Origin of the sequence: Stutzerimonas balearica DSM 6083 (assembly GCF_000818015.1) — a bacterium.
In the GTDB taxonomy this organism is placed as follows: domain Bacteria; phylum Pseudomonadota; class Gammaproteobacteria; order Pseudomonadales; family Pseudomonadaceae; genus Stutzerimonas; species Stutzerimonas balearica.
The window spans coordinates 625,739-648,149 of sequence record NZ_CP007511.1 but is presented as its reverse complement, the minus strand read 5'-3'; the positions used below and the strand labels follow the sequence as shown (position 1 = coordinate 648,149).

The window sequence follows — 22,411 nt, the reverse complement described above, 5'->3', positions numbered from 1 at the left end:
GCCGAACCATCCTCATGACTGCAGCTCGTGCTAACAACTGCCCATGATGATTGCAATGGGAACAAGGCTAGCAACATCAGCAAAACTATTTTTCTCATCCAAGGCAAAACGATGACTTCCTGGTTTAGATGTCGAATCCAATCATAAGAACTACCCCCGCCAAGACGCGAAACACATGCGCCTCTACTGCGATAGTGATTCGCCCTGAATTTAGTAGACAAATACACGAAAGCGTTTTTATCAGCCTTGCCAAGCCGGCGAGATAGCTGATGGCTATGGGGTGGTGACTTTAAATAAGTGTGGATAACGACCTGGTGACCGCAACATTACAAATCTGTAATCGAAGGAGTGCGCGATTGGGCTTCCTCAGATTACAAAATAGTCATTTGCCGCTAATCCTGCCGTCATCTCTAGGGGAAGAACATGGCCAAGCGCTAAAAACAAAAAGGCGAAAGGCGTCATTCGAGCACTGACCTGCCGTACATAAGGAGCATCATCATGAGCAAAAAGGCCGTTTTTTCGCTGACAGCCCTTTCACTGGCATTGGGCAGCGCCCCGGTCTTTGCCCAATCGGAAACAGCCGAGGGCTTCATCGAAGGCAGCACGCTATCGCTGATAAATCGCAACTTCTATTTCAATCGGGATTTTCGCGACGGTGAGAGTGCCGCCGGCAATGGCTACTCCGAGGAATGGGCCCACGGATTGATGGCCTTCTTCGAGTCCGGATATACCCAAGGCTCGGTAGAGATTGGCTTCGACGCTTTCGCCATGCTCGGCCTCAAGCTCGACTCCGGTTCGGGGCGCTCCGGTGTGGGCGGCAGCATCGACCTGCTTCCCCACGACAGCGCTGGCGATCCTGAGGATGACTTCACACGGGTGGGGGGCGCGGTGAAAGCACGCTTGCTGGACACCGAGATCAAGGCCGGCGATGTATTTCCCACTACACCTGTCGTGCACTTCGGCGACTCTCGGCTGCTGCCGGAGTCTTTCAAGGGTGTCACCGTTGTGAACAACTCGCTGGACGACCTCACCCTTCAGGGAGGCCGCTTGCACGCGATGAGCCAGCCCAACACCAGTAACATGAACGAAGACTTCGTCACCTTCTACGGCGGGGGCGTAGACGCGCCTTGGCTCGGCTACGCAGGCGGTGACTACAGCGTGAATGAAAATATCAGTCTTAGCCTGTACACCAGCCGCCTCAAAGATGCCTGGAACCAGCATTACTTCGGTGCGTCGGCCACCTATCCGCTCTCCGATATCGTCGCGCTGCTGGCCAGCTTCAACTATTACAAGGCAACCGACGAAGGCCGTGAGTTGCTGGGCGAGTTCAACAACAACATCTGGAGCTCCAGCCTGGGTGTCGCCTTCGGCGCGCACACCGTCACGGCGTCGTATCAGCGAAACAACGGTAACAACGACTTTGACTACTTGCGCCAGGCGGACTCGATCTACCTGAACAACTCCATTCAGTACAGTGATTTCAACTCACCTAAAGAGCAGTCCTGGATGCTGCGCTACGACCTGAACATGGCGGAGTACGGCATACCCGGGCTTACTTTCATGACCCGCTACGCCCGCGGTTGGGGCGCCGATTACAGCAACGCGAACGAGGTGTACATGCGCCAAGACGATAACGGTGCGCCGCTGACGGGACAGAACCGCTGGGAACGCGACGTCGAAGCCCGCTACGTTGTACAGACTGGCTCTCTCAAGGATTTGTCTCTGCGGGTGCGCCAGGCTACCACGCGGGCGACTGCTTTCGAGTCCGACCTCGATGAGGTCCGATTCATCGCCGAGTACCCTCTCTCGATCTTGTGAAACACCATGAGCAACACCACATCTTCTTTAGTTTTGCTCCCTTGGTTTGAAGATGTGTTTCAGGCGCCCATCAGGGCGCCTTTTTTCGTTTGGTGCACCCGCTCGCGCTGCGGGTCAACCAAATGACCGGTAGATTACAAATTCGCAAGATAGCCCTCACAGGGCTTTTACCGCGTTAAAGTGCTTCCCGCTTCCCTGGGCAGATCTTTTCGCCTCTGCCTTTCACGCTAGAGCCAAGCCGCTTTCGTCTTGACCTAGTTACTACATGGATTTTTTTGGTTCCGCTTACCGCGCACCTCCTTGCCGAGTTACCTCAAAACATGCGCATCCTGGTTGTCGAAGACGAGATCAACGCTGCGGAATACTTGCAGCAGGGTCTTATCGAATGTGGTTACTTGGTCGATTGCGTAAGTGATGGCCTCGATGGGTTTCACCTGGCACTGCAGAACGACTATGACATCGTGCTGCTAGATGTGAATCTGCCAACCATGGATGGGTGGGAGGTTCTCGAACTCATCAGGCGGCGTAAGCAGACACGCGTCATCATGCTGACTGCCAATGGCCGCTTAGAGCAAAAAGTCCGCGGCTTGGAATCGGGCGCCGACGACTATCTGGTCAAGCCGTTCCAGTTCCCCGAGCTGCTTGCCCGTATCCGGACACTGTTGCGGCGAGGCGAGGCAGTCACACTTCCGAGCAACCTGCGTGTAGCCGACCTCGAACTGGACCCGGCCCGGCATAGGGCTTACCGGAGCGGTCAGCGTATCGACCTCACCAGCAAAGAATTTGCGTTATTGCATCTGCTCATGCGCCGGACTGGCGAAGTCCTCACGCGTACGGAAATAACTGCCATGGTGTGGGACATCAATTTCGACTGCGATACCAATGTGGTGGATGTTGCGATTCGTCGCCTGCGGATGAAAGTGGACGAACCCTTCGGCGATCGCCTGATACACACCATCCGGGGTGTGGGCTACGTGCTGGAGGCGCGGCCTTGAAGCCACTCAGCCTCGCATCGCGTCTCGCGCTTCAAATCACACTGACCGGCGCCGCTTTGGTCGCGCTGCTGATTGCACTGAGCTACTGGGTACTGGTGCGCCAACTGGAACTGCGCGCCCAGGAGGAAGTGACGGCCAAGCTCTCTCAGATCGATCATGGACTCCTCGAAGACACCAAAGCCCGTATGGGCCGCTCCTGGCAACACGCATTGAGCGATACCGTACTCGGCCATGACAACCTTTCGATTACGGTCATCGGCGATACAGCGAAATCACCCATTTTCAGTATCGGCCGATTCGCCAATGCGCCGCAGCAGCTGGATCTCGTGAGCAGGGACGGCGACTATCTTGGCTGGACAACGAAAGATGGCGTGCAGATGCTAACCGGGCGCAAGCAAATCCAAGTCCCGGGACTGGCTCCAATGACGCTTTTACTTTCGCAAGATCGCAGTGCCGATCAACGGCTGGTGGCTGCATTCCTGCGCTCGGCCTTAGTGACCGTGCCGATGCTACTGATATTGATCGGATTGGCTGGATGGCTAATCGCCCAAAATGGCTTGCGGCCGCTTCGCAAGTTCCGGGCCTTGGCGACTAAGGTATCTACACAGGATCTATCACCTCGAATCCGCACCGATCGGCTTCCGCAAGAGCTCCAGGCATTGGCGCACAGCCTCAACGTAATGCTTCATCGACTCGATGACGGCGTTCAGCAACTGTCACAATTCTCGGACGATGTGGCTCATGAGTTAAAAACTCCGCTGAACAACCTGATAGGCAAGGCGCAGGTGACTTTGGTGCGTGAGCGAAGCAAGGAGCATTATCGGGAGGTGATCGAGTCGTCGGTTGAAGAACTCGAACGCATGGATCGAATCGTGTCAGACATGCTGTTTCTCGCCCAGGCCAGCCACGCCAGCCCAGCACTGAAGCTCGAACAATTATCTTTAGGAAGCGAGGCGAGGCGCGTATGTGAATACTTCGAAGTCCTTGCCGAAGAAGCGGGAGTCGCTACGACAGTAACGGGCGATGCCATGATTTTGGGAAATCGACTTATGGTCCAGCGGGCCATTTCCAACCTGCTATCCAACGCGCTGCGGCATTCAAATACTGGCAGTACGGTCGAACTTAAGATCCTTGAGGAGGACGTAGACATCGTCTCGCTGGCTGTCACCAATCATGGCGCGACTATCGAATCGGATCATCTCCCACATCTGTTCGACCGCTTTTACCGCGTTAACGGCATACAACCTCGCGGGGCAGGATTGGGGCTAGCGATTGTCCGCTCAGTGATGAACCTCCACAAAGGCCACGTGGCCGTCGCCAGCAAAGACGGTCGGACCACGTTTGAACTCACGTTTCCTCGGCAGGCCTGACTCAAAGTGATACCGCACGGAGACAGCCATCACTACGAAGGGGCAAAAACCACAGGGACAAACAACCATTTCGAGGGCATGCGCGTTGGCCGGGTAACCAGGCCCGCAAGCCCCAACGCCGTTCATTTAATGCATGCGTCCTCGCTAATTCCGGCGAGAATGCCGCAAGCCTCAACTTCCCGCCCATCGTTGCAATTAGCCCGCAGTGAAACGAGTTGTCGTTCGAGTGATTGCAGAGCGGTTATCTGGGATCTGACTTGAGAAATGTGATCATCGAGTAAGGCATTGACGGCCGTACAAGGCTGGCGAGGGTCATCCTGGTAGCTTTGGAGTGCGTGAATCTCTGGAAGTGACAGATTCAAGATTCGGCAGCGCCGGATGAAAGCTAGCCGCTCGCCATGCTTCTCGGTGTAGACACGATAGCCGTTCGCCTGGCGATCAGGCGGTGGCAACAAGCCCTGCTGCTCATAGAAGCGGATCGTCTGTGTATCAATCCCTATTAGCCTTGCTAACTGACCAATGCGCATCGTGTGAATCCTCATCGGCTCTGCGTTATTGACCTTATAGTAGCTATAAGGCTTTTAATGATCCCATCTTCGATTTCAAGTGGAGCCGTATCATGAGCAAGTCCGATGGTCCCTGCGGCTGCGATGCGACACCAGCCGCTGATGCCGATATGCAAAACCCTTCCGATACGACGGGGCAATGGGTCAGTGTTTACGCCGTGCCCAAGATGGATTGTCCATCAGAAGAGCGAATGATCCGCTTGGCGCTGAATGGTTTGGACGGAGTTCGGAAGCTGACTTTTGATCTGTCGGACCGTCGGTTAGATGTCATGCATGACAGTGCCGTTGAGCCCATAACCAAAAAGCTGGCGACGTTAGGGCTAGGCGCCACTCTTCAGAAAACGGGTTCTACCCCGTTAGTACGGACACTTTCGAGTAAGCTCATGTCGAGCTGAAGGAGTGTTCATGAAGCGCAAGAAATACAGCCCCGAATTCAAGCGGGAAGCCATCGAGCTGGTTCGTCGTTCAGGGGCGAGCTGCCGGCAGGTAGCCCTGGAGATTGGCGTTGCCCCCAACCTGCTCACACGCTGGGTGCGGGAGGCGCAACCAGGCACTGAGAAAGCCTTCCCTGGAACGGGAAGCCCGCGGGATGAGGAGCTTGCCCGCCTCAAGCGCGAGTTGGCCCGGGTCACCAAGGAACGTGATTTTTTAAGAGACGCGGCAGCGTACTTTGCCAAGGAGTCATCGAGCGGTACACGGTGATCCAGCGCTGCCGCAACGAGTACCCGGTACGACTGATGTGCCGTTGCCTGAAGGTTTCTGCCAGTGGCTACTACGCCTGGCAGGATCGCGATCCAAGCTCACGTGCTCAAGAGAATGCGCGCCTGGTGAGGCGCATTCGGGAGATTCACGAAGACAGCCGTGGTGTGATCGGAGCGCCACGCATGCACGAGGATCTGCGCGACGAGGGCGAAACCGTCAGCCTGAATCGCGTTGCTCGCCTGATGGCGGCTGAGCGGATTCAAGGCTGGCCACGCCGGAAACGACGTGGCTTTGGAAGAGCCGCCAGCGGTCGTCCAGCAGGCGTGAAAAACCTGCTGGAGCGCGACTTCAGCGCGCCGGAACCGGAGCGCAAGTGGGTCACGGACATCACGGAGATAGCCACGCTGGAAGGCAAACTCTTCCTATGCGTGGTGCTCGACTTGTACAGCAAGCTGGTGATCGGTTGGTCGATGCATCACCGACAGGATCGGCAGATGGTGATTCGAGCAGTGGAGATGGCGGTCTGGCAGCGCCAGGGTCACTGGTCAGTGATCCTGCATTCGGATCGCGGCAGCCAATTCACCAGTGCTGACTACCAGCGCTTTCTGAATCGCAACACGCTGGTCTGCAGCATGAGTGCCGTCGGTCATTGCGGCGACAACGCTGCTTGTGAGGGTTTCTTCGGTCAGCTGAAAAGGGAGCGCGTTTCCCATCAGTCGTATCGAACACGTGACGAAGCTCGGGCGGATTTATTCGACTACATCGAGCGGTTTCATAACCCACGAATGCGTCGTAGAGTCGCCCGGCAAGATTTGAAGTTTTCAGCCTTTTCAAAACCGTCCGTGGAAATGGGGTAGAACCCGAGCACGTCGGTCCGGCGGGCCGCTAGCACCACGTCGCCTTGCAGAGCGGCAAGCTTGAGCGCCACGCCGCGGCCGAAGCCACTGGAGGCACCAGTGATGACAAAGGTTTTGCGAGCAACGCTTGGCTGGTCGCTTGGTTTCAGGCGCGGGGAAACGGCGCAGCCACTGAGTTGCAGAACGGCGAGCAGTACTAGCAGCAAAGCCAATCGCTGCGATGGGAATATTCGCAAAACCATTTTCGTTTTCTCCCAGCAAAATAAGGTCGCATGGCCCGCTTGGTTGTTGTTGGACCGCCTTTTTGCCAGGAGCTTTCATGCTAATTCACTCAATTAGTTTTCAGCGCTCAATCGGGAGACAGTGGCAAGAGAATAGACCGTTACGGTGGCGATCATCGGTGGCTAAGTAAGAGTTGCTAGCGCGTAACTATCGTATTTCGCTTTGGAATGAAATGCTGCTGGACAGGGATTGATTCGCTCTTGGCAGTTGCGGGTATCGTACGCACTTTTTCGATATGTCATGGAGGCGCGAACATTAAGCGCACCATGGCTTTTCTTATTCTTCGAGGGGCTCTGACACTCCCAATTTAGTAGTGCCAGAGCAGTGAGTTACGGATGTTATCCTGCCATACGCTCACATTCCTCAGCGCAGTTCATGCACGCCTTCGCACACTCTTGGCAATGATCCATTTCATGCTTCGCGCATTCCTCTCCGCATGCACGGCAGATCTTGGCGCAAAGGGCGCAGAACTTCTTAGCATATTCACTTTCGCGGCTCATCAGTGTGGCAGCCAACCTGCAAATGTCCGCGCAGTCGCGGTCAAGCTCGATGCAGCGAGCCATCATTTTTACATCATCCTCGCGTAGGCAAGCAGAGGCGCACATTTCGCACACTAGGGCACAGTTCGAACAAGCTTGGATACAGGATGCGAACATTGAGTTTGTCATTTACGTTCTCCAGGGTTCGATAGTTGTATTTCGTCGTTTGGTTACTGGCCGATATGGCTCATCAGCCTGTTAGCAGACACTGAATTACGACACGCTCCTACCGAGCCCGTTTCGAAAAACCTCATTACAATGTTGTAAGGTAAGTCCAACCGCACCGGGGATCTGCGGGCGCAGTTGGTGGCGATGTGGCCGTCAGATTGCCTGTACGGCTTCGCTAGTCTGTTCGAGATGATTGAGTTGAAAATGAGGGAGCTCCCTGTCGCCACGACTGGGAGCATTCGTTGGGGAACGGCCGGAGCGCAAGCCGCTTAACTAGGTAAGTTACTGGCCTTGCGGCCTAACTTTTAGGAAGGAAGCAATTGCAAAGCCCTCCGGTACCGTTGCGTCGACTAGGATGGCCTAGGGCCGATCCTCTGCTTGCTGAACCGCCTTTCTTAGAGCCTCGATCAGAACCGCATAGGCACACATATACCGGATGTTAGTGCTCGTGTTGCTTCCCGTCTGCGTGCACATGGTTTTTTGAAGGGGATTTGCCTTCCGCATCGGCACTGTCACTGCCATTGCTGTGCTCAACCGCCTGGGGCTCCTCGGACGCATGATGGTCATCGCTTTCGTTATTACCATGATGACCGGAGCCTGATTGGCCGGATGCTCCACCTGTGCTGCTGGAGCCATGGTGATCCGAGCCGCCACTGTCGCCCTGATGGTGGTCGCCCGAGGCCATCTCGCCGTGTTGCTCACTATGCCCAGCTGGGGTCTCCCCACCACCATGCTGGTGACCACCGCTAGACGCAACGAGTGCTCGATACGCTCCTTCATCTAACTCAGGAAGCTTCTGCAGAAAAGCCACCATTCCCCAGATGTACGGGTCAGCCATGCTTTTACCCCACGCGGGCATCCCAGTGGCCTTAATGCCATGCTTGATGACCCAAAATGTTTTTGCTGGGTCATCGTATGGCCCCGCTTCAGCCAGGCTGGGTGGAGCGGGATAAAGGCCATTGCTTAGCTCGGTCTCAGCCATGCCTGGCGCCAAATGACAACCCACACACATCGAGTCGTAGTTCCCCGCCCCGGCGCGGATTTGGTCTTCATCGTCGAGAGATGGCACGACTATGTCTTCGGAGCGAACCTCAATCGAGCGATTGCGAGCAGTTTCCAGGAATGCGTGCACGACTCCCGTATGAGGATCATCCGCGGCAACGTTTATTAGTCCCGAGAAAACAACACCGGCCACCACCAACAGGCCTAGTGCGCAGAAGGCAGCGAAGCTAATAATTATTCTTTTCATCTAGGGTCCTTAAAACCAAAGCCTGATGCCAGCAACGAACCGCGCCTCATCTACGTCTTCGCCTTCATCTCTCGCCATATCGGCGGTATTACCGTATGCCCGGCTCCACGTGACGCCGATGTACGGTGCGAACTCACGAACGATTTCGTATCGGAGGCGGAGCCCCACCTCTGTGTTTGCGAGACCAGCGCCTACTCCGCGCGCAGGATCGTCCTTGCCATAGAAATTGAGCTCGGCAGTCGGTTGGAGGATCAGCCGGTTAGTGAGGAGAATGTCGTACTCGCCTTCAAAACGTGCTGCTGTCTGCCCACCTTCACCGACGAAGGCGGTGGCTTCCGCCTCAAAGTTATACAGAGCCATCCCCTGGACGCCTAAAGCCGCCCACGTCTGCGGCGACTCGGGCTTAAAGTCCTGGCGAACACCTGCTACCACATCCCACCAGGGGCTGATGGCACGCCCGTAGAGCGCCTGAATTTCCGCATCTTCAGTAACGCCATTCGTTCGCTCACCTTCCGAGCGAAACCAGAACCGATTGATATCGCCACCAACCCAGGCAGTAGCTTCCCAACTGAGGGTGCTACCTTCATTTGCGTTCTGGTACTCAAGTTGATCTAGCAGAAGGAACCAGGCCAGATACTTGTCATGGACTGTATGACCTTGAAGACCAGGGAAAGCCGCTTCTCTATCCGCATCGGTCAATACTGGAATGAACGAGGGATGAACCATGCCGGGCATTTCGAGCGTATCGTCATGCTTCATTTGGCCATGGTTCATCGTGCTATGGTCCATCGCACCATGACCCATCGCAGAATGGTCCGTTTGCCCACCGGAGCCATGATTCTTAGCTGCGGGCTTCGCTGAAGATGCAGGGGCTTGAGCTGCCTCAGCAGGAGGGGTTTGATGCATCGAATGATCCATCATCTCGGCAGCGTTGGCTGTCCCTCCAGCCGCTGCGCTCAACGAAACTCCGAGCGCAATCAGAGCAAAGCGAGAAGGTCTAGTGGTCATGGTGCGAATCCACCTCAGTATCAGTGGCCTTGGGGTCATGATCCATCTTGCCGTGCTCCATTTCTCCATGGTCCATCGAGCCATGATCCATGTCGTCGTGGTTCATTTTTGAGTTAGAGGTGCCTTGTGTCTGAGATGCCGGCTTGTTGCCTGGATTCTGCGATGAAGCCGATGATTGCTTGTGCTGATCATGCTTTTGCTCTGCAAACGCAGCTGACATATTCATTACGCCCAGCAGACTGAACATTAACGCGCTGCCGATAAGAGTTTTACGCTTCGTAAAATTTCCCATATAAAGTTCCTCTTACTCGTCCACTCGGACTTCACGAAACATGCCCATTTCCATGTGAAGCAGTAGGTGACAGTGATAAGCCCAACGCCCGAGCGCATCGGCTGTCACGCGGTAGCTGCGCTTCGAACCTGGAGGCATGTCGATCGTGTGCTTGCGAACCATGAACTTTCCATTCTCATCTTCAAGATCGCTCCACATACCATGCAGATGAATCGGATGGGTCATCATGGTGTCGTTGACCAAAGTGATGCGTACCCGCTCGCCATATTTGAGCCGCAGGGGCTCCGAATCAGAGAACTCTATACCGTCAAATGACCAGGAGAACTTCTCCATGTGGCCGGTGAGATGGAGTTCGATCGTCCGACTGGGCTCACGGCCGTCCGGATCGGGGAAAGTGCTTCTCAAGTCGCTATAGGTCAGGACTCGGCGGCCGTTGTCTCGTAAGCCAATACCGGGATCGTTCAGCCTATGAGTTGGGCTCATGGTCTGCATGTCCACCAGTGGGTTATTGGACTCTGAGGGCGGGTGCGATTGCATACCTGCGCTCATCCCAGCCATTCCAGAGTGGTCCATCCCGGACATCCCACCCATTTTGCTGTGATCCATGCCGGCCATTGCGCCCATGTCGCCCATCCCTTGCATGTCACCGTGGTTCATGCCGGACATGTTGCTATGGTCCATCGCGCCCATGTCGCCGCCATGGTCCATGCCCGCCATACCGCCCATGCTGCCGTGATCCATCCCCATGTCGTCCATGGTGATTAGTGGTCGAGGATCGGTTTCTGGAACAGGAGCGCTCAGCCCTTCGGCAACCGCTAGCGTGCCACGGGCGTATCCTGTGCGATCCATCGATTGGGCGAAGATCGTGTAAGCCTCCTCGGTCGCAGGCTCGACAATCACATCGTAGGTTTCTGCCACGGCAATGCGGAATTCGTCGACGCTAACTGGGTTGACGTATTGGCCATCGGCTGCGACTACAGTCATCTTCAGCCCTGGAATGCGGACATCGAAATAGCTCATGGCCGAGCCGTTGATGAACCGCAGACGAAGCTTCTCGCCGGGCTTAAAGATGCCGGTCCAGTTCCCGTCGGGTGCTTGGCCGTTCATTAGATAGGTATAGGTGTAGCCGCTTACGTCGGCGAGGTCGGTGGGACTCATTTTCATCTGAGCCCACATTTTCCGATTCGCAATCGTAGCGGCCCAGCCGTCTTCGCTCACATCGTTAATGAAGTCTCCGACAGTGCGCTTGTGGAAGTTGTAATAATCGGACTGCTTCTTGAGCTTAGAAAGGATTCGAGCGGGATCCTCATCGGACCAATCAGTCAACATCACCACATAGTCGCGGTCATAGCTGAACGGTTCGGGATCCTTCGCATCGATGACCAAGGGACCATAGACACCAAGCTGCTCTTGTAGGCCTGAATGACTGTGGTACCAATAGGTACCGTTCTGTTTAACCTGAAACTTGTAGACATACATGCCATCGGGAGCGATGCCGTGGAAGCTCAATCCAGGCACGCCATCCATGTTGGCCGGCAGGATCATGCCGTGCCAGTGAATCGATGTATCTTCGCTCAACTTATTTCTGACTCGCAGCGTGACGGTATCCCCTTCACGCCAACGTAGAAGCGGCCCTGGGATGGTCCCATTGATAGTCATCGCTGTCCGGGCCGCGCCGGTGATATTGACCGGCGTCTCCCCAATCAGCAGATCGAACTCCGTGCCACTTAGTACGCTGGGCTGGCCTGGGCTAGTCACTGCCCAGACCGGAGCTCGCCACAAGCCAAGACCGCCAAGGATGCCTGCGGCAGTCAAGCCTTTAACAAAGGTTCGCCTAGAGGTTTTACGTTGCATGTGTAGGTTCCAATCAAACTAAGGAGCCAAGCCGAAACCAGCCGTAAGGTTGGTGTTGCCAGCGTTAATTGATCTTAGAAACTCGCGCACGGTCTGTCTTATCAAGCGACTCGCCTTTAATCGTAAATATGGCATGCCTAAGAAAGACGCGGGATTACATTTTTGTAAGCTTAAAGCGCTTCAGAAATCGCCCAAAAAATCGCCTGTGAGCATGTCAATCTCCAGGTGGAAGCTGCGCAATGGCTTTTGATTTCCGTGCAAGGATCCGGTTGCAACGATACTCAAGGTGCATGGTCACAGTTGCGTAAGGTTTCGCTTCAGCAATTAGCGTGGGCGTGCTTCGCTGAAGTTGCTTTTGAGGCTACCTCCTGGGCTTGGTCCTTCTGGTCAGCCTGATAACTAGCGATCGCTATTTGGCGAGCCTGCTCCATACGAGCAAAGGTACGATCACCACCACCTTCTGCCATTGCATAGGAAGAGCTTGCTGCGATGGCGAGCAGTACAGAAACGGATCTGAAGAATTTCATTACTTGTTACCTCGTTCGAAGACATGGGAGACCCAGCGCAGCTCCATAAATAGGGGCTTTGGCTTGGTCCTGTGTCTAAGCTAACCGAGCGTTCCTGTCAGAAGCCTGATTTAGACATTACGGTTTCGTCAGTAATGCATAAAAGCAGTGAGCCCAAGCGAAAGCGCAGGTAGCGTGCATGGTGCCTTTTCGTTCAGGCAAATAGGTCTTGTTTCCAGCGGGCAAAAAAAGGGCGCCATCTAGGCGCCGATAGGCCAAAGGAGCATGGAAAAGGCCAAAAAGCAGAGTGTGGGAGCAACTGCTGATGTAGACGTTAACGCTACAAGCTGTCAGACAGATGATGCGAGCATTACGTTTCTGTAAGGTACTGGCTGCACGCCCTGACAATCGGCACACTGCTCCAAATGCCGGAGGGAATACTTTCATGAAGCTTCTTGTTGCTGAAGACGAGCCGAAAACAGGCACCTACCTACAGCAGGGGCTTTCAGAGGCAGGCTTCACAGTCGATAGAGTTGAAAACGGGACCGATGCTGCTCAGCACGCGCTTCATACCACATACGACTTGCTCATCTTAGACGTGATGATGCCTGGCCTGGATGGGTGGCAGGTTTTACAGAAAGTCCGCGCTGCTGGTAATGAGGTTCCCGTGCTCTTTCTCACCGCCCGAGACGGGGTTCAGGATCGAGTAAAGGGATTGGAGTTGGGCGCTGATGATTATCTCATCAAGCCGTTCGCCTTCTCCGAATTGCTAGCCAGGATCCGTACGTTGCTTCGCCGCGGCAATAATGTCCCCAACCAAACAATACTCAAACTCCTCGACCTTGAGGTCGATCTGCTCAGGCGTCGAGTTACGCGATCGGGGAAACGAATAGACCTAACTGCAAAGGAATTCGCACTTCTTGAGCTATTACTTCGGCGTCGCGGGGAAGTGCTCTCAAAGTCCCTTATCGCCTCCCAAGTATGGGACATGAATTTCGACAGCGATACCAATGTGATTGAGGTGGCGGTACGACGGCTGAGAGCAAAAATCGATGATGAGTTCGAACCTAAGCTCATACAAACCGCGCGTGGGATGGGCTATTTGATCGACGCGCCAGACCCCTAGAGCGAAATGCTCGGCATTTCACGCGATGGGCCAAGCTACCGGTACCGATGCGGTTAAGGCGAGCCACCGAGCAAGGAGCGGTGCCGAACCTCAGTTCTCCGAGCTGGATTTCTTCAGCTGTGGCACGAAGAAGATGGGTCTCTGCGGGGGAGCTATCAGAATATCACTGGATTTGATGCTAGTGCCCTTGCGACGCCTGGTCTTGCCATCCTTACCGACCGCCAGCAAATCACCGGTCGCAACAGCGATATCGAGCGCCTGCTTTACGCGAAACTCGTCAGCCATGGTGTAGTTGGTCAATCCGCTCATCAGGCCCAAAAAAGGTTGCCGTTCTACCTCGTAGACCTGGTTGGGCAAGAGCTCTGAAAGTTCTCCTCGGACGCGGTCATCGGTGGCATCGTCGAAGTGATGCTCATCCAACAGCAAATCGTGTTTGCATGATGGCGAGCGTTATGAGGTGCATCTCTGTGAGGCCTGCTTTTTCCGAGCGCTGAGTGGTCTCCGCCGCGAGCGTATGGTCAACACCATGTTCGACGAGAATCCCGATAGGACTGGCGATGAGTTCGGCCTTGTGCAGCGGAGCGAATTCTGGAAAGACAACTGAGCTCGGTTCAGATGGGACTATGGATACGGGTAGGAAGTGGGGCGTTAGCCTCGCAGATGTAATGCAGCAGAGAAGATCACGTGTTTACTAATTCGACTGCCGAGAGACTGACACGCTGAGGTTGAGTACGTGCGATCTCCCTCCACTCGGTACTGGTGCCCAAGCTCGCTACCTTGTGCATCACGAATTGAAAGGATCTCCAGTAACGGCTCCATCAACCAGCGACCCACCTCGTTCATATGCCCGGGACTCACAAGATACGCCTGCTCCAGCCAGGCGTGCTCGGTCTGCGCAGCTATGACCTGTTCCAGCAATGGAACCGACGGAACCATTAGCATGCTTCGAAAGGCCGCGTTTCCATCGTCCTCAACGATCTGCAGGTAGAACCAGGGCCAGGTCATCTCTAGCTCGACATATGACCAGAACTGCACGCCATCTGGCGCTGTTGAGAGCCCAGGAAGCAGTTCCGCATTCCGACTGGTTTTGAACACGCGCCAATCTCCTAATGATAATTGTACTTGATTGATGAACAATATATTTTGTAGTCATATATTGTTCAATCGCGCTTCATCGTTCCATTTTGCGGAGCAGCAAAATGGAAGTCCGGGATTCGTTCGGGAAAGCGTTGAGGCTCGTGCGGCAGCGTAGGGGGCTGGCACAGGAAGATTTCTCGCTCGTTAGCAGTCGTACCTTCGTCAGCATGCTGGAGCGCGGGGCAACGAGCCCGACTCTCGAAAAGCTCGATAGCCTCTGCACGGTGCTCGACACTCACCCTGTCACCCTCTTGGCCCTGACCTACTTGCTTGGATCCGAAGCTCCTGAAAGTTTTGAGCAGCTCCTGGAGAAGGTTGGTGAGGAGTTGAGAGCTCTAGTCGAACCTGACTGATTACTCAGCGAGGCTGTGTGAGGGGCCGGTTCCGTGGCCGCACAGTGAGTGTTGATCTTGCTGTCCCTCTGTCCCCAGTGGCTGGCCTGGAGGTCCTGTTTTTGGCAGGGCTTATAGTTTTTGTGGGCGTCAGAAAATATGTGGATTCTGACTTTTTGGGGCTCATATGTCCGTCGCGCAAGCTATTTTAAATCGAGTCAAGCACATGCCAAAGGGGAGGCCATTTGCCGGCGCGGTGTTCGCGCAGGTCGGTTCCCGTGCGTCGATTAATAAAGCGCTTTCTAGGCTGGTGCAATCAGGCACGCTGGAGCGAGTCGCTCGCGGTGTCTACATGCGCCCCAAAATGAGCAAGTACACCGGCAGGGTGGTGCGCCCGAGTCCGCTGGCTGTCGTGGAGGTCATCACGAAGGCGAACGGCGAGACGATCCAGATACACGGCGCGGAGGCTGTTCGGAGGTTGGGCCTCAGCACACAGATGCAGGTGTTGCCGACCTTTTACACCAGCGGATCTACTCGCGAGATCAAGGTTGGCAATGCGGTGGTTCGCCTCCGCCACGTATCCAAGGACCGCTTGCAGCACGCCGGCACGACGGTAGGTGTGGCGCTTACTGCTCTCTACTACATCGGGAAAGAAGGGCTGTCCGCTAATGTGGTTTCCAAGATTGTTAGTGCGCTGAGCGGCGAAGAGCTGATGAAGCTCCGGGCCTGCAAGATGCCGGAGTGGATGCGGTCGGCATTGCGCTTTGCTGCCAAGGAGATTGAGTAGTGCGCAATAGCACCTACCCGACTCCACCTACTGGCAGCTACCAAAGCCTGAGGCGAGACGTGGCTGGCTTTTCTGACAAGACAATGCGACTTCCTGCGCATTTAGCAAAACATGGAATTCGTCGAATATCACCAGGCCGACGCCCTCGAGCGCCGGATCGTCCTGCAGACGGCGGGCGAGGATCCCCTCGGTCACCACCTCGATGCGCGTCTGCGGTCCGACACGACTGTCCAGGCGGATGCGATAGCCCACCGTCTGCCCGACTCTCTCGCCCAGCTCATCGGCCATCCGCTCGGCAGCGGCGCGAGCGGCCAGACGCCTGGGTTCGAGCACGATGATGCGCTGCCCCGCCAGCCAGGATTCGTCGAGCAATGCGAGCGGTACGCGGGTGGTCTTGCCGGCGCCGGGCGGCGCTTCGAGAACCGCCTCGTCACGCGCATGCAACGCGCGGCGCAGGGCCGGCAGGGCTTCGTCGATGGGCAGTGAGATCATGGGCTACTCCGCTTCAGGCCGCGATTATAGGCAGCCCGGCGGCGGCAGTGGGCGTCGAGCGCGGCAACGAACAGGTCGCCACGGATCGCGGTCTGATGTCGAGAAAACATCATCGCTCCCTTGTATAGTTGCGCCACTATTTCCGGAGGTACGCATGGTTACCCGATCGCTTCCCCGCTCCCGTCTGCTTGGCGGCCTGCTCACCCTCACGCTGGTCACCCAGCTGTCGGCCTGCGGCACGCTGTTCTACCCGGACCGCCGTGGCCAGATCGAAGGCCGTATCGACCCGGCCATCGCCGTGCTCGACGCGGTCGGCCTGCTGTTCTACGTGATTCCCGGGCTGATCGCCTTTGGCATCGACTTCGCCACGGGCGCCATCTACCTGCCGGGCGACGAGTACTCGGTGGCTCCGCAAAAGCTGCAGGAAGCCATCGGCGCCGACGGCCAGATCGACCAGGCTCGCCTGAAGGCCATCATCGAGGCCGAAACCGGCCGCAGCCTGCCGCTGGACGACCCGCGCCTGATTCGCCACCAGGGCAGCCTGGACCAGCTCGCGGCGTTCGGCCTGCGGCCGGCGGCGTGAGCGGCCGATGAGCGTCAGCGCAGAGCACGCCCGCCTGCTGCGTCGCGCGTCCGGCGCAGCGCTGGCCGTCGCGCTGTTCCTGGCCCTTAGCAAGGCGGTCGCCTGGTGGCTGAGCGGCTCGGTCAGCCTGCTCGCCGGGCTCACCGACTCGCTGCTCGATGGCGCCGCCTCGCTGATCAACCTGCTCGCCGTGCATTACTCGCTGCGCCCGGCTGACGACGATCATCGCTATGGCCACGGCAAGGCCGAAGCGCTGGCGGGCCTCGGCCAGGCCGCGTTCATCGGCGTCAGCGCCCTGCTCGTGGGGGCGCAAGGGGTCGATCGGCTGCTGCATCCGCAGCCGCTGGGCGCGCCCCTGGTGGGCATCGTGGTGATCATCGTCTCCCTGCTGCTGACCGCGGCGCTGCTGGCCTACCAACGACACGTGGTCAGGCTCACCGGCTCGACCGCGATTCGCGCCGACTCGCTGCACTATCGCTCCGACCTGCTGCTCAACCTCAGCATCCTGCTGGCGCTGGTGTTGGCCAGCTACGGCTGGGCGCGGCTGGATGCAGTCTTCGGCATCGCCATCGCCTTCTACATTCTCTGGAGCGCGGCGAGCATCCTGCGCGAGGCGGCAGCGGTGCTGATGGATACCGAGCTCTCGCCGGAAATCGGCGAAGACATGCAGCGCCTGGCCCGCACCGTGCCCGGCGTGCTCGGCTGCCACGACCTGCGCACGCGGATATCGGGCACACGCTGGTTCGTCCAGTTGCACCTGGAGCTGCCCGGCGAACTGTCGCTGTCGCGCGCGCATGCGCTGTGTGACGAGGTGGAGGCGGCGATCAAGGCGCACTACCCACGCGCCGAGGTGCTGGTACACGCCGACCCGCAGGAAGTGGTGAAGAAAGCCTGAGCGAAGGGCCGCGTCAGCTCGACATGTTGCGTGCGTAGAAGATCTCCAGCATCTCGTGGCGCAGTCGCGCTTCGACCTGCTGGCGCTGCGGCGGCGAGAGGTTGCGCGTGGCATCGCCGAACAGGTAGTTCTCCGGCGCGAAGTCCTTGAGCAGCATCTTGGTGTGGAACAGGTTCTCCTGATACACGTTGACGTCAGTCATCTGGTACGCCGCGCGAGTGTCGTCGGAGAGGTAGTTCTGGATCGAATTGATCTCGTGGTCGATGAAGTGCTTCCTGCCTTCGACATCGCGGGTGAACCCGCGTATCCGGTAGTCGACGGTGACGATGTCCGAATCGAACTGATGAATCAGGTAGTTCAGCGCCTTGAGCGGTGAGATCACCCCACAGGTCGAGACGTCGATGTCGACCCTGAAGGTGGCGATACCGTCGTCCGGATGGATTTCCGGGTAGGTATGCACGGTGATGTGGCTCTTGTCGAGGTGCGCAACGACGGTATCCGGCAGCGGCCCGGGCGACTCCTCGATCTGGCTGTCGGTCGGCGTCACCGGCTGCTCGGAGATCAGCATGGTCACGCTGGCGCCTTGTGGGTCGTAGTCCTGGCGGGCGATGTTGAGGATGTTCGCGCCGATGATGTCGACGACATCGCCGAGAATCTGCGTCAGGCGTTCGGCATCGTACTCTTCGTTGATGTACTGGACGTACGCCTGCTGGTCTTCCGGCGTCTGCGCATAGCAGATGTCGTAGATGTTGAAGCTCAAGGTCTTGGTCAGGTTGTTGAACCCGTGGAGCTTGAGTTTGCTTGTCGCCATTGAAGATCTCTCGCGTGCGGCCCTGCCCAGGTGCTGAGCATACCGGCAGACGAAACCCCGCCGCCCGGACGCCGGGCCTCTCTACGCGCGGAGGTTAGGCAATTGCGTGATCGACGTGATCGCCCGGGGCAACCGAGCGCACGCCATGCTGGGCGGCCGATGCGCTCACCAGCGGCTGTCGCCGACCGCCAAGCGCTTACTGCAGCTCGACGATCTCGTAGGAGTGGGTGATCTCGACGCCGGCGCGGCCCAGCATGATCGAGGCCGAGCAGTACTTCTCCGCCGACAGTTCCACGGCACGCTTGACCTGCGGCTCCTTCAGGGCGTGCCCCTTGACCACGAAGCGTAGGTGGATCTTGGTGAAGACCTTGGGGTCCTCGCTGGCACGCTCGGCCTCGACGAAGGCTTCGCAACTATCGACCGCCTGTCGGGACTTTTTCAGGATGCTCACCACATCGAAGTTGCTGCACCCGCCGAGGCCAAGCAACAGCATTTCCATGGGTCGTACCCCGAGATTACGCCCTCCGGCTTCGGGCGGCCCATCCATCACCACGACGTGCCCACTGCCCGATTCACCTAAAAACATGGCGCCATCGACCCATTGAATGCGCGCTTTCATCAACTGGCTCCACAATTTGAAAGGAGCAATAGCTTAACATGTGGACTTCTGCCGCTGCGGACAGCGGACCCGACCAAAGGTGCGTTGACCCACCGCAAAAATGTATCGCAGGTTATGTCTGACCGCTTACCCTCCGGGTTGGCTGGCCAAAAGAGCTGCGGACATGATGAATTCAAACAATAAGAACCAACATTTATCCAAGCATTATCCCGGGACTCAGAGCATGGTAGCTATCACACTCACACCCAAGGTAAAGAACATCGACAAGTTGCTGGCGCACTGCCACCGACGCCGTTACACGGCCAAGAGCACAATCATCTACCAAGGGGATCGTTGCGAGTCGCTGTTCTATATCGTCAAGGGTTCGGTCACCATCCTCATCGAAGACGATGACGGCCGCGAAATGATCATCGCCTATCTCAACGCCGGCGACTTCTTCGGCGAGATGGGCCTGTTCGAAAAGGAGGGCAGCGAGAAGGAACGCAGTGCCTGGGTTCGCGCCAAGACCGAATGCGAGGTGGCGGAACTCAGCTACACGAAGTTCCGCGAACTGACCCAGCAGGACCCGGAAATTCTCTATGCGCTGGGCAGCCAGATGGCCGATCGCCTGCGCGCCACCACGCGCAAGGTCGGCGACCTGGCGTTTCTCGACGTCACCGGCCGCGTCGCGCGCACCCTGCTCGACCTGTGCAAGCAACCTGACGCCATGACCCACCCCGACGGCATGCAGATCAAGATCACCCGCCAGGAGATCGGCCGTATCGTCGGTTGTTCGCGGGAGATGGTAGGCCGGGTACTCAAGAGCCTCGAGGCTCAGGGGCTGGTCTACGTGAAGGGCAAGACGATGGTGGTGTTCGGTACGCGCTGAGCGCGCCCGAGCAGGAAAAGGCCGGAGCCGCGGCGACGCGACTCCGGCCTTTTCGTTTCAGACGAAGGCCGACCCTACTGTGGATCGGCGGCTACCGTGCGCTGACGGCGCTCGGGAAAGAACAGGCGCTGCAACTCGGCGCCCGGCTGTTCCGCGCGCATGAAGGCCTCGCCGACGAGGAAGGCGTAGACCTGGTTGATTTCCATCAGCTCGACGTCGGCCCGATTGAGAATGCCGCTCTCGGTGACCACGATGCGGTCCTGCGGAATGCGCGGCAACAGGTCGAGCGTCGTTTCCAGGCTCACCTCGAAGGTGTGCAGGTTGCGGTTGTTGATCCCCAACAGCGGCGTCTCCAGCTTCAGCGCCCGCTCAAGCTCGCTGGCATCGTGCACTTCCACCAGCACGTCCATGCCCAGCGAACGCGCTTCGGCGGACAACTCGGCCAGCTGGCCGTCATCGAGCACCGCGGCAATCAGCAGAATGCAATCGGCACCCAGGGCCCGGGCCTCGACCACCTGGTAGGGGTCGATCATGAAATCCTTGCGAATCACCGGCAGGCTGCAGGCCGAACGCGCCTGCTGCAGGTAGGCATCGGCGCCCTGGAAGAAATCGATGTCGGTGAGCACCGACAGGCAGGCCGCGCCACCGGCTTCGTAGCTACGGGCGATCTGCACCGGATCGAAGTTCTCACGCAGCACGCCCTTGCTCGGCGAGGCCTTCTTCACCTCGGCGATCACTGCCGCCTCCTTGGCGCGCACGCGGCGGATCAGCGCGTCGGCGAAGCCGCGCACCGGATCGGCAGCCGCGGCCTGCCGCGCCAACTCGTCGAGCGCCACTCGGGCGCGGCGCTCGGCCACTTCCTCGGCCTTGCGGGCAACGATCTTCTCCAGCACGGTTGGCACGCTCATCGGGCATTCTCCTGCTTGAACACGGCGGTAAAGGACACCAGCTCCTCGAGCTTGTCGCGCGCCAGGCCGGTACTGAGCGCATCGTGGGCCAGTTCCACGCCCTGCTTGAACGAAGACGCCTGGTCCGCGGCATAGAGCGCAGCGCCAGCGTTGAGCACGATCATGTCGGCAGCCTTCTGACCGTTCTCGGTTTGCCGGCGCCCGAGCGCATCCTTGATCAGTGCCAGCGAACCCTGTGCGTCTTCGACGTTAAGCCCGATCAGGCTCTGGCTACGAATGCCGAAGTCCTCCGGCTGCACGCTGTACTCGCGGATCGCGCCATCCTTCAGCTCGGCCACATGGGTCGGCGCGGCGAGGCTGACCTCGTCCAGGCCATCCTGCGCATGCACCACCAGCACGTGCTTGCTGCCCAGGCGCTGCAGCACCTCGGCCATCGGTCGGCACAACGCCTTGCTGAACACGCCGAGCACCTGATGCTTCACACCCGCCGGGTTGGACATCGGCCCGAGGATATTGAACAGCGTACGCAGCCCCAGTTCGCGCCGCGGGCCCGCGGCGAAACGCATGGCGCCGTGATGTGCCGGGGCAAACATGAAGCCCACGCCCACCGCGTCGACGCTGCGCGCCACCTGCTCAGGGGCGAGGTCGAGGTAGACCCCCGCCGCCTCCAGCAGGTCGGCACTGCCGCTCTTGCCGGACACTGCACGGTTGCCGTGCTTCGCTACCTTGCCTCCTGCTGCGGCGACGACGAACGCCGCCGCGGTGGAGACATTGAAGATGTTCATGCCGTCGCCGCCGGTGCCGCAGGTATCGACCAGCCGCTCGCTGTCAAAGGCGACCGGCGCGGCCAGCTCACGCATGACCTGCACCGCGCCGACGATTTCATCGATGGTCTCGCTCTTCATGCGCATGCCCATGAGGAAGGCACCGACCTGCGCATCGGTACATTGCCCGGTCATGATCTGGCGCATCACGTCCTTCATTTCGTCGGTGGTCAGGTCCAGCTGAGCGACGATCCGGTTGAGCGCTTCCTTGATCTCCATCAGCGCGCGCCTCCGGTCTGCTTGAGGAAGTTGGCGAACAGTTCGTGGCCCTGTTCGGTGAGGATGGATTCGGGATGGAACTGCACGCCCTCGACGCTCAGCGTCTTGTGCCGCAGGCCCATGATCTCGTCGACCGAGCCGTCCTCCAGCTGCGTCCAGGCGGTGATCTCCAAGCAATCGGGCAGCGTCTCGCGCTTGACCACCAGCGAGTGGTAGCGGGTGACGGTCAGCGGATTGTTGAGGCCGGCGAACACGCCCTGGTTGCGGTGGAACACCGGGCTGGTCTTGCCGTGCATGGCCTGGCGTGCGCGGACCACTTCGCCGCCGAAGGCCTGGCCGATGCTCTGATGGCCAAGGCAGACCCCGAGAATCGGCAGCTTGCCGGCGAAATGGCGGATCACTTCGAGCGATACGCCGGCCTCGTTCGGCGTGCAGGGGCCGGGAGAGACGACGATGCGTTCGGGGGCGAGTGCCTCGATCGCCGCGACGTCGAGTTCGTCGTTGCGTACCACGTGCACGTCGGCACCCAGCTCGCCGAGGTACTGCACCACGTTGTAGGTAAAGGAGTCGTAGTTGTCGATCATCAGCAGCATGGCTCGGCTCC

The 22,411-nt window shown here is 58.0% G+C and carries 24 protein-coding genes and 2 pseudogenes; 11 read left to right on the top strand and 15 right to left on the bottom strand.

Translation table 11 applies throughout. From position 1 onward, the window contains the following. The first annotated feature begins 498 nt into the window (after positions 1–498). The 3 genes from CL52_RS02950 (at position 499) to CL52_RS02940 (ending at position 4,183) form a co-directional block, all read left to right on the top strand. Positions 499–1,818: an OprD family porin gene (locus tag CL52_RS02950; RefSeq protein WP_023444719.1), complete on the top strand. Its 1,320-nt coding sequence runs from the start codon at positions 499–501 to the stop codon at positions 1,816–1,818. A 320-nt stretch (positions 1,819–2,138) separates the two neighbouring features. Beyond that, positions 2,139–2,813 carry a heavy metal response regulator transcription factor gene (locus tag CL52_RS02945; protein WP_003292664.1) on the top strand — a complete coding sequence of 225 codons (675 nt, stop codon included), beginning with the start codon at positions 2,139–2,141 and terminating at the stop codon, positions 2,811–2,813. Further along, positions 2,810–4,183, top strand: a complete 1,374-nt coding sequence (locus tag CL52_RS02940) for a heavy metal sensor histidine kinase (RefSeq protein WP_003292663.1) — start codon at positions 2,810–2,812, stop codon at positions 4,181–4,183. Before CL52_RS02945 ends, CL52_RS02940 begins: the two co-directional genes overlap by 4 nt. 122 nt (positions 4,184–4,305) lie before the next feature. Here CL52_RS02940 and cadR read toward each other — a convergent pair whose 3' ends face one another. Continuing rightward, complete coding sequence (gene cadR, locus CL52_RS20500; RefSeq protein ID WP_003292662.1) at positions 4,306–4,710, bottom strand: Cd(II)/Pb(II)-responsive transcriptional regulator; 405 nt, start codon at positions 4,708–4,710, stop codon at positions 4,306–4,308. A 92-nt stretch (positions 4,711–4,802) separates the two neighbouring features. On the opposite strand from cadR, the pseudogene CL52_RS20495 reads away from it, so the two are divergent. Both CL52_RS20495 and CL52_RS02930 read left to right on the top strand, forming a co-directional pair. Then, positions 4,803–5,093, top strand: a pseudogene (locus CL52_RS20495) (heavy-metal-associated domain-containing protein); the annotation flags it as partial. A 61-nt stretch (positions 5,094–5,154) separates the two neighbouring features. Beyond that, positions 5,155–6,308 (top strand): IS3 family transposase gene (locus CL52_RS02930; protein ID WP_139048014.1). Its coding sequence is split into 2 segments (ribosomal slippage): positions 5,155–5,401 and positions 5,401–6,308, totalling 1,155 coding nucleotides; the frame shifts between segments, so codons are not numbered across the junction. A gap of 620 nt (positions 6,309–6,928) precedes the next feature. On the opposite strand, the gene CL52_RS02925 is transcribed toward CL52_RS02930, so the two are convergent. From CL52_RS02925 to CL52_RS20480, 6 genes are all read right to left on the bottom strand, one after another. Beyond that, positions 6,929–7,258, bottom strand: coding sequence for a four-helix bundle copper-binding protein (locus tag CL52_RS02925; protein ID WP_015275568.1), 330 nt, complete (start codon positions 7,256–7,258; stop codon positions 6,929–6,931). A 478-nt stretch (positions 7,259–7,736) separates the two neighbouring features. After that, complete coding sequence (locus CL52_RS20485) at positions 7,737–8,546, bottom strand: c-type cytochrome (protein ID WP_003292639.1); 810 nt, start codon at positions 8,544–8,546, stop codon at positions 7,737–7,739. A gap of 9 nt (positions 8,547–8,555) precedes the next feature. Continuing rightward, entirely contained in the window at positions 8,556–9,554 is a 999-nt protein-coding gene (locus CL52_RS02915) for a copper resistance protein B (RefSeq protein ID WP_015275567.1), read from the bottom strand. Further along, entirely contained in the window at positions 9,544–9,846 is a 303-nt protein-coding gene (locus tag CL52_RS02910) for a hypothetical protein (RefSeq protein WP_003292637.1), read from the bottom strand. Before CL52_RS02910 ends, CL52_RS02915 begins: the two co-directional genes overlap by 11 nt. Positions 9,847–9,858: 12 nt before the next feature. Then, positions 9,859–11,700, bottom strand: coding sequence for a copper resistance system multicopper oxidase (locus CL52_RS02905; protein WP_003292636.1), 1,842 nt, complete (start codon positions 11,698–11,700; stop codon positions 9,859–9,861). Between the two features lie 317 nt (positions 11,701–12,017). Next, complete coding sequence (locus CL52_RS20480) at positions 12,018–12,227, bottom strand: co-regulatory protein PtrA N-terminal domain-containing protein (protein WP_015275566.1); 210 nt, start codon at positions 12,225–12,227, stop codon at positions 12,018–12,020. A 424-nt stretch (positions 12,228–12,651) separates the two neighbouring features. Between CL52_RS20480 and CL52_RS02900 the strand changes: the two genes are divergently transcribed. Continuing rightward, complete coding sequence (locus tag CL52_RS02900; RefSeq protein WP_003292635.1) at positions 12,652–13,332, top strand: heavy metal response regulator transcription factor; 681 nt, start codon at positions 12,652–12,654, stop codon at positions 13,330–13,332. A gap of 90 nt (positions 13,333–13,422) precedes the next feature. Here CL52_RS02900 and CL52_RS02895 read toward each other — a convergent pair. Both CL52_RS02895 and CL52_RS02890 read right to left on the bottom strand, forming a co-directional pair. Continuing rightward, a pseudogene (locus tag CL52_RS02895) lies at positions 13,423–13,761 on the bottom strand (three-Cys-motif partner protein TcmP); the annotation flags it as partial. A gap of 219 nt (positions 13,762–13,980) precedes the next feature. Beyond that, complete coding sequence (locus CL52_RS02890) at positions 13,981–14,427, bottom strand: hypothetical protein (RefSeq protein WP_003292632.1); 447 nt, start codon at positions 14,425–14,427, stop codon at positions 13,981–13,983. 104 nt (positions 14,428–14,531) lie between these two features. Here CL52_RS02890 and CL52_RS02885 point away from each other — a divergent pair, with 104 nt between their 5' ends. Both CL52_RS02885 and CL52_RS02880 read left to right on the top strand, forming a co-directional pair. Beyond that, a complete protein-coding gene (locus tag CL52_RS02885; protein ID WP_003292631.1) occupies positions 14,532–14,822 on the top strand; it encodes a helix-turn-helix domain-containing protein in 291 nt (96 codons plus the stop codon). A 166-nt stretch (positions 14,823–14,988) separates the two neighbouring features. Continuing rightward, positions 14,989–15,588, top strand: coding sequence for a DUF6088 family protein (locus CL52_RS02880; protein WP_015275564.1), 600 nt, complete (start codon positions 14,989–14,991; stop codon positions 15,586–15,588). A gap of 27 nt (positions 15,589–15,615) precedes the next feature. Here CL52_RS02880 and CL52_RS02875 read toward each other — a convergent pair whose 3' ends face one another. After that, complete coding sequence (locus tag CL52_RS02875) at positions 15,616–16,080, bottom strand: DEAD/DEAH box helicase (RefSeq protein ID WP_041110902.1); 465 nt, start codon at positions 16,078–16,080, stop codon at positions 15,616–15,618. 154 nt (positions 16,081–16,234) lie between these two features. Between CL52_RS02875 and pmcY the strand changes: the two genes are divergently transcribed. Together pmcY and CL52_RS02865 are read left to right on the top strand one after the other, a co-directional pair. Next, positions 16,235–16,663, top strand: coding sequence for a periplasmic Zn2+ metallochaperone PmcY (gene pmcY, locus CL52_RS02870; protein WP_041110900.1), 429 nt, complete (start codon positions 16,235–16,237; stop codon positions 16,661–16,663). Between the two features lie 7 nt (positions 16,664–16,670). Beyond that, positions 16,671–17,558: a cation diffusion facilitator family transporter gene (locus tag CL52_RS02865; protein ID WP_043218426.1), complete on the top strand. Its 888-nt coding sequence runs from the start codon at positions 16,671–16,673 to the stop codon at positions 17,556–17,558. A 13-nt stretch (positions 17,559–17,571) separates the two neighbouring features. On the opposite strand, the gene speD is transcribed toward CL52_RS02865, so the two are convergent. Together speD and CL52_RS02855 are read right to left on the bottom strand one after the other, a co-directional pair. After that, positions 17,572–18,369: an adenosylmethionine decarboxylase gene (speD, locus tag CL52_RS02860; protein ID WP_043218420.1), complete on the bottom strand. Its 798-nt coding sequence runs from the start codon at positions 18,367–18,369 to the stop codon at positions 17,572–17,574. Between the two features lie 196 nt (positions 18,370–18,565). Further along, a complete protein-coding gene (locus CL52_RS02855; RefSeq protein ID WP_043218419.1) occupies positions 18,566–18,988 on the bottom strand; it encodes an OsmC family protein in 423 nt (140 codons plus the stop codon). A 223-nt stretch (positions 18,989–19,211) separates the two neighbouring features. Between CL52_RS02855 and crp the strand changes: the two genes are divergently transcribed. After that, positions 19,212–19,856, top strand: coding sequence for a cAMP-activated global transcriptional regulator CRP (crp, locus tag CL52_RS02850; RefSeq protein ID WP_041110893.1), 645 nt, complete (start codon positions 19,212–19,214; stop codon positions 19,854–19,856). A 74-nt stretch (positions 19,857–19,930) separates the two neighbouring features. On the opposite strand, the gene trpC is transcribed toward crp, so the two are convergent. The 3 genes from trpC to CL52_RS02835 are packed head-to-tail and all read right to left on the bottom strand — an operon-like array spanning position 19,931 to position 22,400. Then, entirely contained in the window at positions 19,931–20,764 is an 834-nt protein-coding gene (gene trpC, locus CL52_RS02845) for an indole-3-glycerol phosphate synthase TrpC (RefSeq protein WP_041110891.1), read from the bottom strand. Then, positions 20,761–21,807: an anthranilate phosphoribosyltransferase gene (gene trpD / locus CL52_RS02840; protein ID WP_043218416.1), complete on the bottom strand. Its 1,047-nt coding sequence runs from the start codon at positions 21,805–21,807 to the stop codon at positions 20,761–20,763. Before trpD ends, trpC begins: the two co-directional genes overlap by 4 nt. Then, entirely contained in the window at positions 21,807–22,400 is a 594-nt protein-coding gene (locus CL52_RS02835) for an aminodeoxychorismate/anthranilate synthase component II (RefSeq protein ID WP_043218415.1), read from the bottom strand. Before CL52_RS02835 ends, trpD begins: the two co-directional genes overlap by 1 nt. Between the last annotated feature and the right edge of the window lie 11 nt (positions 22,401–22,411).

Coding starts and splice junctions, on each gene's coding strand:
- CL52_RS02950 (WP_023444719.1), top strand. CDS start 499: ATGAGCAAAAAGGCCGTTTTTTCGCTGACAGCCCTTTCACTGGCATTG.
- CL52_RS02945 (WP_003292664.1), top strand. CDS start 2,139: ATGCGCATCCTGGTTGTCGAAGACGAGATCAACGCTGCGGAATACTTG.
- cadR (WP_003292662.1), bottom strand. CDS start 4,710: ATGCGCATTGGTCAGTTAGCAAGGCTAATAGGGATTGATACACAGACG.
- CL52_RS02925 (WP_015275568.1), bottom strand. CDS start 7,258: ATGACAAACTCAATGTTCGCATCCTGTATCCAAGCTTGTTCGAACTGT.
- CL52_RS20485 (WP_003292639.1), bottom strand. CDS start 8,546: ATGAAAAGAATAATTATTAGCTTCGCTGCCTTCTGCGCACTAGGCCTG.
- CL52_RS02915 (WP_015275567.1), bottom strand. CDS start 9,554: ATGACCACTAGACCTTCTCGCTTTGCTCTGATTGCGCTCGGAGTTTCG.
- CL52_RS02910 (WP_003292637.1), bottom strand. CDS start 9,846: ATGGGAAATTTTACGAAGCGTAAAACTCTTATCGGCAGCGCGTTAATG.
- CL52_RS02905 (WP_003292636.1), bottom strand. CDS start 11,700: ATGCAACGTAAAACCTCTAGGCGAACCTTTGTTAAAGGCTTGACTGCC.
- CL52_RS20480 (WP_015275566.1), bottom strand. CDS start 12,227: ATGAAATTCTTCAGATCCGTTTCTGTACTGCTCGCCATCGCAGCAAGC.
- CL52_RS02900 (WP_003292635.1), top strand. CDS start 12,652: ATGAAGCTTCTTGTTGCTGAAGACGAGCCGAAAACAGGCACCTACCTA.
- CL52_RS02885 (WP_003292631.1), top strand. CDS start 14,532: ATGGAAGTCCGGGATTCGTTCGGGAAAGCGTTGAGGCTCGTGCGGCAG.
- CL52_RS02880 (WP_015275564.1), top strand. CDS start 14,989: ATGTCCGTCGCGCAAGCTATTTTAAATCGAGTCAAGCACATGCCAAAG.
- CL52_RS02875 (WP_041110902.1), bottom strand. CDS start 16,080: ATGATCTCACTGCCCATCGACGAAGCCCTGCCGGCCCTGCGCCGCGCG.
- pmcY (WP_041110900.1), top strand. CDS start 16,235: ATGGTTACCCGATCGCTTCCCCGCTCCCGTCTGCTTGGCGGCCTGCTC.
- CL52_RS02865 (WP_043218426.1), top strand. CDS start 16,671: ATGAGCGTCAGCGCAGAGCACGCCCGCCTGCTGCGTCGCGCGTCCGGC.
- speD (WP_043218420.1), bottom strand. CDS start 18,369: ATGGCGACAAGCAAACTCAAGCTCCACGGGTTCAACAACCTGACCAAG.
- CL52_RS02855 (WP_043218419.1), bottom strand. CDS start 18,988: ATGAAAGCGCGCATTCAATGGGTCGATGGCGCCATGTTTTTAGGTGAA.
- crp (WP_041110893.1), top strand. CDS start 19,212: ATGGTAGCTATCACACTCACACCCAAGGTAAAGAACATCGACAAGTTG.
- trpC (WP_041110891.1), bottom strand. CDS start 20,764: ATGAGCGTGCCAACCGTGCTGGAGAAGATCGTTGCCCGCAAGGCCGAG.
- trpD (WP_043218416.1), bottom strand. CDS start 21,807: ATGGAGATCAAGGAAGCGCTCAACCGGATCGTCGCTCAGCTGGACCTG.
- CL52_RS02835 (WP_043218415.1), bottom strand. CDS start 22,400: ATGCTGCTGATGATCGACAACTACGACTCCTTTACCTACAACGTGGTG.